Origin of the sequence: Agromyces sp. Marseille-Q5079, from assembly GCF_051016555.1 — a bacterium.
GTDB lineage: Bacteria > Actinomycetota > Actinomycetes > Actinomycetales > Microbacteriaceae > Agromyces.
Map to the genome: position 1 here is coordinate 290311 of NZ_JBPEJF010000005.1, position 9437 is coordinate 299747.

11 protein-coding genes and 1 tRNA gene are annotated in these 9437 nt (G+C 70.7%); 5 read left to right on the plus strand and 7 right to left on the minus strand.

The window, feature by feature from the left end; translation table 11 throughout:
- Positions 1-172 precede the first annotated feature (172 nt).
- Entirely contained in the window at positions 173-961 is a 789-nt protein-coding gene (locus ACR3IO_RS13905; RefSeq protein WP_434071803.1) for a winged helix-turn-helix domain-containing protein, read from the plus strand.
- Here the strand turns inward: ACR3IO_RS13905 and ACR3IO_RS13910 are convergent.
- Positions 955-1563 (minus strand): dihydrofolate reductase family protein, encoded by a 609-nt coding sequence (locus ACR3IO_RS13910; protein ID WP_434071804.1) that lies wholly within the window; start codon positions 1561-1563, stop codon positions 955-957. The two genes, ACR3IO_RS13905 and ACR3IO_RS13910, sit on opposite strands and share 7 nt — an antisense overlap.
- A 372-nt stretch (positions 1564-1935) precedes the next feature.
- Here ACR3IO_RS13910 and ACR3IO_RS13915 point away from each other — a divergent pair, with 372 nt between their 5' ends.
- Positions 1936-2430: a MarR family winged helix-turn-helix transcriptional regulator gene (locus tag ACR3IO_RS13915; RefSeq protein ID WP_434071805.1), complete on the plus strand. Its 495-nt coding sequence runs from the start codon at positions 1936-1938 to the stop codon at positions 2428-2430.
- A gap of 13 nt (positions 2431-2443) precedes the next feature.
- On the plus strand, positions 2444-2671 hold the full coding sequence (locus ACR3IO_RS13920) for a hypothetical protein (RefSeq protein WP_434071806.1): 228 nt from the start codon (positions 2444-2446) through the stop codon (positions 2669-2671).
- Positions 2672-2933: 262 nt separating this feature from the next.
- Here ACR3IO_RS13920 and ACR3IO_RS13925 read toward each other — a convergent pair whose 3' ends face one another.
- Both ACR3IO_RS13925 and ACR3IO_RS13930 read right to left on the minus strand, forming a co-directional pair.
- Entirely contained in the window at positions 2934-3239 is a 306-nt protein-coding gene (locus ACR3IO_RS13925; protein ID WP_434071807.1) for a GNAT family N-acetyltransferase, read from the minus strand.
- Entirely contained in the window at positions 3236-4672 is a 1437-nt protein-coding gene (locus ACR3IO_RS13930) for a DUF998 domain-containing protein (RefSeq protein ID WP_434071808.1), read from the minus strand. Before ACR3IO_RS13930 ends, ACR3IO_RS13925 begins: the two co-directional genes overlap by 4 nt.
- Before the next feature lie 238 nt (positions 4673-4910).
- Here ACR3IO_RS13930 and ACR3IO_RS13935 point away from each other — a divergent pair, with 238 nt between their 5' ends.
- Together ACR3IO_RS13935 and ACR3IO_RS13940 are read left to right on the plus strand one after the other, a co-directional pair.
- Positions 4911-5381, plus strand: coding sequence for an RrF2 family transcriptional regulator (locus ACR3IO_RS13935; protein WP_434071809.1), 471 nt, complete (start codon positions 4911-4913; stop codon positions 5379-5381).
- A gap of 144 nt (positions 5382-5525) precedes the next feature.
- Positions 5526-6491 (plus strand): sulfite exporter TauE/SafE family protein, encoded by a 966-nt coding sequence (locus ACR3IO_RS13940; RefSeq protein ID WP_434071810.1) that lies wholly within the window; start codon positions 5526-5528, stop codon positions 6489-6491.
- 181 nt (positions 6492-6672) lie between these two features.
- On the opposite strand, the gene ACR3IO_RS13945 is transcribed toward ACR3IO_RS13940, so the two are convergent.
- The 4 genes from ACR3IO_RS13945 to ACR3IO_RS13960 form a co-directional block, all read right to left on the minus strand.
- Positions 6673-6745: transfer RNA gene (locus tag ACR3IO_RS13945), tRNA-Arg, on the minus strand.
- Positions 6746-6891: 146 nt separating this feature from the next.
- A complete protein-coding gene (locus tag ACR3IO_RS13950) occupies positions 6892-7290 on the minus strand; it encodes an MmcQ/YjbR family DNA-binding protein (protein WP_434071811.1) in 399 nt (132 codons plus the stop codon).
- Positions 7291-7489: 199 nt separating this feature from the next.
- On the minus strand, positions 7490-8479 hold the full coding sequence (locus tag ACR3IO_RS13955) for a carbohydrate ABC transporter permease (RefSeq protein WP_434071812.1): 990 nt from the start codon (positions 8477-8479) through the stop codon (positions 7490-7492).
- Positions 8476-9437 (minus strand): carbohydrate ABC transporter permease (locus ACR3IO_RS13960; protein WP_434071813.1); only part of this gene is annotated, 962 nt, incomplete at its 5' end. The genes ACR3IO_RS13955 and ACR3IO_RS13960, both read right to left, overlap by 4 nt.

Consider the following 9437-nt stretch of genomic DNA (forward strand, 5'->3'; position numbering starts at 1 on the left):
TGTCGAATGTGCCGCTGACCCGCGACCTTCCCGCCGAGTCGCCGTAGCCGGACGAATCTCAGTCCGACCGCGACTCCCCGAACCTTCTCCAGGTTCGCAATTCGGCCCACGGGCCTTCGCCACCCCCGCCGAGGGGTGTTCGCCGCACCGTCTTCATCGCAAGGAATCCATCATGTCTCTCGCCATCGCTCCCGCCCGCACCTCCATCGCCGACCGGGCCGACGCGCCCCGCATCGCCGGCACGACCCTCCGCAGCGCCGCTCCGCTCGGCGCCGCCCCTGCCTCCACGGCGCACATCGCCCAGGTCGCCCCGGCGGCCGAGCGGCCCGCCGCACCCCGTGTCCGCGCCGTACCCGACGGCACCGAGGCCCGCGGCTTCGTGCTCTACGTCGGCATCGACGAGTCGAAGGCCGACATCGACGGCACCACCCTCCACCGCATCGTCGAGGCGCTCCGCGCCCTGACCGGCGAGATCGCCCCGTCGGCCGAGACCTACGCCGCCGTCGCCCTCGCTCCGGCCGGCGCCGGGGGCCGCGACGTCGACGTCGTGCGCCTCGCCCTCCAGGACCCGGCCGCGCTCGCCAAGCAGCGCGACACCAGCGAGGCCCGCAACGACACCGACCGCCACCCCAACGGCGTGATCATCGACATCTCGCGCAAGCGCGTGCTGCTCGACGGCGAGCCCGCCGGCCTCACGTACAAGGAGTTCGAGCTGCTCCAGTTCCTCGTGCTCCGCGAGGGCCGCACCATCGACCGCCACGAGCTCATCGAGAACCTCTGGTCGGCCGAAGACGAGATCCCGAGCGAGCGCACCATCGACGTGCACGTGCGCCGCCTGCGCTCGAAGCTCGCCCACTACCAGGACATCGTCCGCACGGTCCGCGGCATCGGCTACCGGTTCGACCGTCACGCCGACGTGTCGATCCGCCAGGCGTCGACGCCCTCGCCCGACCTCTACTGAGGCACGGCCGGCCAGGGCGTTCCCGGCCGCGTCGCGGCATCCGCCGCCCTTCGGGGCCGGTGCGCCAGGTAGGCCACGCCGTCGGAGAACCGACGCTCGTCGACGAGTTCGAGGTCGAGGTGCAGCCCCTCCGCGAAGACGGGGAGGCCGCCCCCGACCACGACCGGCGACAGGTACTGGCGCACCTCGTCGACGAGCCCGACGTCCAGGGCACAGGCCGCGAGCGTCGGCCCGCCGATCGAGACGTCGAGGTCGGATGCCTCGACGAGCCGCCGGATCCCGTCGGCGTCGAACGTGCGCTCGACGCGCGTGCGCCCGCTGCCGACGAGGCCGAGCGACGACGAGTAGACCACCTTGTCGGTGGCCCGCCAGAGTTCTGCGTACTCGCGGATCACGTCGGGAGCGCCCTCGACGTCCATGTGCTCCCACACCGCGAGCACCTCGTACATGCGGCGACCGAGCAGCATCGTGCCGACCGACCGCTGCTGCACGTTGACCGCGGCGTGCACCTCCTCGCTCGGCGCAGACCAGTCGAACCGACCGTCGGCGTCGGCGACGTACCCGTCGAGCGACGCGATCGCGGTGTACACGAGACGACCCATGGACCCCACCCCCGCCCGCGATCCTCGCGCAGCGCGCGACCCGCCGCAACGGTCGAAGGGCTCGACACCGGGTCGCCGACGGCCTCCGAACCGGCGCGCCGACGAGCTCGAACCAAGCTCACGGAAAAATCACAGAACGATAACTAGCGCCCGTTATCGATCCGTTATATATTCGGTTGTGCACCGACTGTTTGCTGTGGCGGTCGGTGCGGAATGTGATTGCAGGACACTCTTGGTGCAAGGGTGAGGGTCGGTCGTCAGCCTCTACGACCGGCCCTCACCCATTTCCGGCGCCGAGTTCCCTATTCTGGGAACTGGTCCGCGATCACGACTTCGGACCATCGACGACGAACACGTTCCGAAGGGATCCCCGTGACCGACCGAGCGATCGCCGTGGCTGCCTGGGAGTCGCTGTTCCGCGCGCAGGTCACGGTCATCCGAACGCTCTCCGAGAGCTTCCCGAGCGAACTCATCTCCCTCAACGAGTACGACGTGCTCTTCAACATCTGCCGCGCCCCCGGGCGTCGTCTGCGCCTGAAGGACCTCAACCGCTCCGTGCTCATCAGCCAGCCGAGCGTCAGCCGCATGCTCGATCGGCTCTCGAGCCGCGGGCTGGTCACCAAAGTCCCCGATCCCGTCGACGGACGCGGCACCATCGTCTCGATCACCGACGACGGCTTCACGCTCTACCGCCAGGTCGCGTACCAGCACATCGCCGCGATCGAGCGGAGCGTCGGAGCGGGGCTCGACGACGACGAGCTCGTGACCCTGACCGACCTCTGCCGCCGCATGCGCCTCGCGATCGCCGACCCGCTCATCGGCGAGCCCGTGACCGACGACGCATCGGCCGACGAGGCGACGGGCTGACCGCGACGACCGCATGCGATGGATCCTGCTCGCGATCCTGGGCAGCCTGCTCAGCGTTCTCGTGGGCGCGGTGATCGTGCGGCTCGGCTTGGACTGGGCCGACACCTTCGAGTACAGCGCGGCATCCGAGATCCGTTATCTCGTCGTCGCCGGCGTCGCGCTCGCGGTCGCGATCGGCGGGTCCGCGGCATCCGCGGTGTTCTTCCTACGTCGTGGTCGCCGAGCTCGCCGGGAGCGCTGATCGAGGCGACCGAAGGCGCGCTCGGATCGCCGGCGTTCCGTGGGCGCGGGACAGTGGGGCGGGAACCCTACCTCCCGCCCCACTGCGGCCTCCATGAGGCCTCCCCCTGCCGAGCGACCCGAACTGAGCTCGGCGAGGCGTCCAGAGGAAGTGATGGGCAATCAGTCCCCGATGCGCATGACGGATCGGTCGTTCGGGCCGACTCTGGGTTGCTCGAAATGCTATCGCCGCAGCGCTCGCAGCACAGCGCCCCGAACGGGTGTCAATTCGGCTGGTCGACGGAGTCCGCGTACTCGGGGTGCCGTGTCAGGTACTCGGCGATGAACGGGCACTGCGGCACGATTCGGTCGCCGCGGGCGACGGCGTCGTCGAGGACGAACCTCGCCAGTCGGCTCCCGAGGCCCCGGCCCTCGAACTCGGGCTGCACGATCGTGTGCGTGAAGACCGTGCGGCCGGGCGACGACACGAACATCGCGATGCCGGCCCGGACGCCGTCGACCGTCATCTCGTAGCGTCGTGCGGCGTCGTCTCGCACGATCTCGATCTGGTCGGGCTCCACCTGCGTCACGCCATCTCCATTCGTCGTGGTTCGATCATGTCATCATCCGGAGGCTCGCCGGCCGCCGGGCCTCCCGCCACGACCGGGCGGAGGCCGCGACCGCCTCGTCGCGAACCGGAGCGCGCCGGAGCCCTGGGGCGAGCACCGTCGGGCTCCGAGCGCCGAAGCCTCGACGCGACATCCGCCGCGACGGCCCGACCGGTCGCGACGCCGTCGGACACGCGTCGCTTCGCGCCGTGCACGACCTCGAGGGCGAGGCCCGCGGCATCCGCGGCACCGGCGCGGAGCGCACCCGGCTCGCGCGGGGTCACCGTGAGCGCGATCAGCCAGACGAAGATGAGCGAGAACGCCACGATCTCGAAGACCGTGAGGCTGACCAGGCGCACACCGTCGTAGAGGCCCATCGCCCCCGCCTCGACGACGACGAGCGCGACCGAGAGCACGACCAACCGCTTCGGCGCGGCCGGCACGAGCAGGCGCAGGCCGAGGGCGGGCACCGCGAAGCTCGCCGCGGCGCCGAGCGCGAACAGGTTGTGCAGGTCGGTCGCGGTGTCGATCGGCACGAGGCCGACGCCCATGAGGCAGGCCCCGATCGCCACGATGCACACCCGCAGCACGCGCATGCGCGCGGGACTCGCTCCGAAGCGCGGCGACGCGAGGCCACTGGTCAGGGTGCGCGCGAGCAGGGCCATCGATAGGCCGGAGAGCACCGCACCCGCATTGAAGTAGAACGCGGCCGCGTCGTCGGTGGTGCCGAGCGTGCTGAAGTTGAGGTCCCACCACGGTCCCGCCGCCGTCGTGCTCATGCTCGCGATCGCCGCCGTCGCCAGCAGCAGCGCCGCGAGGTTGAACGTGCGATAGGCGTGATCGTGCACGGCGACCCGGTGCAGGCAGAACACGCCGATCGCGAGCCCGCCCCCGAGCACCAGGCCGACGCCCCACTGCCCTCCCGGCACGGGAAGGAAGGCCGCAGCCGAGAAGTGCACGCCGAGCGCCGCGACGGCGAACCACGACCCCGCGGCGAGCGCCGCACGATTGCCGGGCGTCGAGCGGAACCCGAAGCGGTGCAGGACCTCGATCCCCCGCTCGGACACCGACGCGATCCCGAGCGCCACGAACGCCAGCCCCCCCGCCACGACGCCGAACACGATCGCGCCTGCCTGACGGTCGTACCAGCCGGCGTCGATCGGCGTTCCGAGGCGAGGAGCGAAGACCTGGAACACCGCGACGCCGAGCAGCAGGGCGATGAGCGTGACGAGCACCCGACGCATGACGGATGCGGCGACGCCGTCGCGGATCGCGGCGAGACGCCTCCGCGCCTCACGTCGGCGCGCCGCACGCTCGCGGAGCGCGGCATCCAGCGCACGTGGGGAGCGCGCGCCCGAAGGGACGGTCGCCCCTGTCGACGCCGCCTGGGGCCCCCCGAAGACCCGTGCACCCATTTGCCGCGCCCTCATGGTCCGGTTACATCACGGTCAGTAGGTCGAGCGTAACCGTGGCCAAACTCGTCGACCAAGGGCGGATTGTGCAACGAAACGCATTGTTCAGCAGATCCACAGACAGCGAGACGTTTTCCACCCCCGAACGGGGGTGGAAACCCGTCGAATCGGCGCCGACCGGCGCATCTGCTTGAATTGCGGTCATGCCCGCAACACCGCCTCCGACGCACGTCGGCCGCTGATGCGGATCTCCGCCCGCGCCGACTACGCCGTGCGCGCCGCACTCCTGCTCGCCGCCGCGCCCGACGGCGCCCTCGTGTCGTCCGAGTCCATCGCGACCGCGGAGGCGATCCCGGCGAGCTTCCTCGAGGGCATCCTCACGAGCCTCCGGCGCGCCGGCATCGCCGAGAGCCGGCGCGGCGCCAACGGCGGCTTCCGGCTGGCGCGCGACGCGGCATCCGTCTCCATCGCCGATGTCGTCCGCGCGGTCGACGGCCCCCTCGTGTTCGTCCGCGATTCGCGCCCTTCCGACCTGCAGTACACGGGCGCCAGCACGGGCCTGCTCGACGTCTGGGTGGCCCTCCGCGCGAGCGTCCGCACGGTGCTCGAGGAGACGAGCCTCGCGGCGGTCGTCGCGGGCCGACTGCCCGACCACGTGCGCCGGCTCGCCGACGATCCGTCGGCCTGGCAGAGCCCCGACGCCCGCGGCTGATCGGGCCGCACCCGCCTCACCCGGGCCGCCGAACGCCTGCATGACGTCATGCGACGACACGCGACGACATGTCGCTTGTCGGCGTCGACCGCCCGCCCCTAGATTCCCGAGTACTCCAGTTGGATTCCTCGGAAAGAAGGCGTGATGCAGACCCTCGTACTCCTGGCCCTCGTCGGGTTCGCCGCCCAGCTCGTCGACGGCGCGCTCGGCATGGCGTACGGCGTCACGTCGACCACGCTGCTGCTCGCGATCGGCGCGAACCCCGCCTCGGCGAGCGCCTCGGTGCACCTCGCCGAGATCGGCACGACCCTCGCCTCCGGCATCTCGCACTGGCGATTCGGCAACGTCGACTGGAAGGTCGTCCTGCGCATCGGCATCCCGGGCGCGATCGGCGCCTTCCTCGGCGCCACGGTGCTCTCCTCGCTCTCGACGGATGACGCGAAGCCGATCATGGCTGGCATCCTCCTCGCCCTCGGCGTGTACCTGCTCATCCGCTTCACCTTCCGCTCGCTGCCCAAGGTGAACACGGCGAAGCCGCTGCGCCTCCGCTTCCTCGCCCCCGTCGGACTCGTCGGCGGCTTCCTCGACGCCACCGGCGGCGGCGGCTGGGGCCCGGTGGGCACTCCCGCACTGCTCGCGAGCGGCCGTATCGAGCCCCGCAAGGTCATCGGCTCGATCGACACGAGCGAGTTCCTCGTCTCGGTCGCGGCCAGCATCGGCTTCCTCATCGGCCTCGGGGCCGGCGGCTTCGACCTCGGCTGGGTTCTCGCCCTCCTCATCGGCGGCGTCCTGGCCGCGCCGCTCGCCGCCTGGCTCGTGCGCAAGCTCCCCCCGCGCCTGCTCGGCTCGCTCGTCGGCGGCGTGATCGTCTTCACGAACGCCCGCACCATCCTGATCACCGCAGAGGCCACGGCGACCGTCACGACCGCGGTGCTGCTCGGCATCGTCGTGATCTGGGCGGCGGCCGTCGCGTTCGCCGTTCGCACGCTCCGCGCCGACCGTCGCGCCGAAGCCGCAGCCGTCGCGGCGGGCACGGATTCCGCCGAGTCGGATGCCGCCGCCGGCGCCCGCGACGACGCGGCGGTGTCGGCGGGCGTCGAGCCCCGCTGAGTCGTCTGCACGGACGAAGGGCCCCGGATCCATCGGATCCGGGGCCCTTCGCGTCGCACCGTTCGGGAGACCGCGGTTCACGAGACGGCGGTTCGGGGAAGCGCCGTACGGGGAAACGCCGTTCGGGGAAACGAAGAACGGCCCGCTTTCGCGAGCCGTTCTCCTACTGTCTCAACCAGTGTGCGCCCGGAGGGATTCGAACCCCCAACCTTCTGATCCGTAGTCAGATGCTCTATCCGTTGAGCTACGGGCGCATGCGCTTCGAGAAGCGCAGTCCCTGTGCTGTTTCCAGCGCAGGCAACCCCGTTACTCTATCCCACCGATCGCGCCGGCGCCAATCGAGCGATGAGCGCGTGCGTCACTCACAGCCTCCCCTCAGGAGACCGGCCCTGCGCGCCGCTCATTCGCCGGTCGGCGCACCACGCATCGCGTCGAGCGCCGCGAGCTGCCGCTTGAGCGCGACCTGCCGGTACGAGGTCTCGATGAGCTCGGCCAGGAACTGCCAATCGGTGCCGGGCGCATCGAGATCGGTGCCGACCCAGTGGTTGCGATCGAAGTACGGCACGCCGTAGAAGCGGTCGTCCTGCACGAGGGCGCGATGCTCCTCGGGATCGGTCTTCACGACGATCGAGAACGGCCGCTCCATGTGCGCGCTCACGTAGGCGAAGATCGGCTTCGCCGCTCGGAAGGTGGGCCGGCCCCACGCCTCGACCTCGACCGCCTCGGGCAGCTCGAGGCACAGCTCGCGCACGCGCTCGACGAGCGGATGCCGCGGGTCGACGACCTGGGGATGCTCCACGGCGGGCAGCCTACGCCCGCCCTGCGACATCCGTCACGGCGTCCGGTACGCGGCATCCGCCACCGATGTCGGGCACGCGGCATCCGCCACCGATATCGGGCACGCGGCATCCGCCACCCGATCGACACGGACCGAAGTGCAGGAGATCAGGCGCCATCCCCGCTCACACGAGGGATGCCGCCTGATCTCCTGCACGCGCCTACCCCTTGACGGCTCCCCCGAGGCCCGCTGAGCGGAGGAACACGCCTTGGAACACGAGGAACAGCGCGACCGGGATGAGCGTCGAGATCGCGAGCGCCGCGAGGAAGACGTCGAGCTCGATCGACTGCTGCACGGCCGGCAGCCGCACCGAGAGCGGCTGCACGGCGGGGTCGGGCAGCACGAGCATCGGCCAGAGGAAGTCCTTCCAGGCGGCGATGATCGCGAACACCGAGACGACGCCGAGGATGGGCTTGGACATCGGCAGCACGACCGACCAGAACAGGCGGAACGGCCCCGCGCCGTCGGTGCGCGCAGCTTCGAACACCTCGCGCGGCAGGGCGTCGAAGAACCGCTTGACGAGCAGGATGTTGAACGCGTTCGCCGCGGCGGGCAGCCACACCGCCAGGTAGTTGTTCAGGAGCGACACGTCGCCGGGCAGCGGCGGGTTCACGATCGTCAGGTAGAGCGGCACGAGCAGCACGACCGCCGGGATGAACAGGGTCGCGAGCACGGCGCCGTTCAGGATCGGCGCGTACCGCGGGCGCAGCACCGAGAGCGCGTACCCCGCCGTCGTGGCCACGATGAGCTGGAACGCCCACGACCCGGCCGCGATCACGATCGTGTTCCAGAAGAACTGGTCGATGTGCACGTCATTCCACGCCTGCGGGATGTTCGCCCAGTCGATGCCGTTCGGCCAGAGCGCGAGCGGCTGGCGGAGCGTGTCCTGCGTGGGCGTCACGGCCGACTTGGCCAGCCACAGCAGCGGACCGAGGCCGGCGACGACGAGCCCGACGAACAGCACCAGGTGCACGCCGGACATGCCGACCTTGACGCCGCCCTTCTTGCGGTCGTAGTCCGACACGATGCCACGGTCGCCCTGCTCGTCGTTACGGCGAGCGGCGCGACGACGGCCGATGACGCCGCGGATGCCCTCCGCGGCGTGCGGGGCGTCGACGCCTTCGAAGACCGGGGGCGGGGTCGTCGTCATGTGGTGCTCCAACGTTCGGTGAGCTTGAAGTACAGCCAGCTGAGCAGGGCGAGCACGATCGCGAGCATCACGCTCAGCGCCGTCGCCTCGCCGTAGTCGCCGCCGAGGCTGTTCTGGAAGGCCTTGCGGTAGATGAGCAGCAGGATCGTGACGGTGGCGTTGTTCGGACCTCCGCTCGTGAACAGGTACGGCTCGAGGAAGACCTGCGCGGTGCCGATGACCTGCAGGATCAGCATGATGAAGAGGATGCCGCGCAGCTGCGGCAGGGTCACGTGCCAGATCTTGCGCCAGATCGAGGCGCCGTCGACCTCGGCCGCGTCGTAGAGCTCGGGCGGCACGCTGAGCAGCGCCGCGAGGTAGATGATGATCGATCCGCCGGCGGCGGCCCAGGTCGCCTCGAGCACGAGCGACGGCATCGCGGTCGCGGGCGACTGCAGCCACGGCTGCGGAGGGATGCCGACCCAGCCGAGGATCGTGTTGAAGAGCCCGGTGGGGCTGGCGTCGAAGAAGACCTTCCAGAGCAGCACGGCCACGACGGGCGGCACGACGACCGGGAGGTAGGCGAGCGCGCTGTAGAAGCCCTTGCCGCGGCGCACCTCGCTCATGAGCACGGCCATGATGATCGGCAGCGGGAAGCCGAAGACGAGCGCGAGGGCCGCGAAGTACAGCGTGTTGAGCACGGCGGTGCCGAGCAGCGGGTCGGCGAGCACGTTGGCGAAGTTGTCGAGCCCGACCCAGGTCGGGGCGTCGAGCAGGTTCGTCTTCTGCAGGCTCATGATCACCGACTGCACGATCGGCGACCAGCTGAAGAAGCCGAACACGAAGAGCATCGGCGCGAGGAACACGAGCGTCGACAGGCCGCCGCCGCGCACCCAGGTGCGCGGGTTGCGTGCACGCCTGGGCGTGCGGACGACGGGGGGCGGATCGGTGGCGGGCGGTTGCGCGGCGTCGGCCGCGG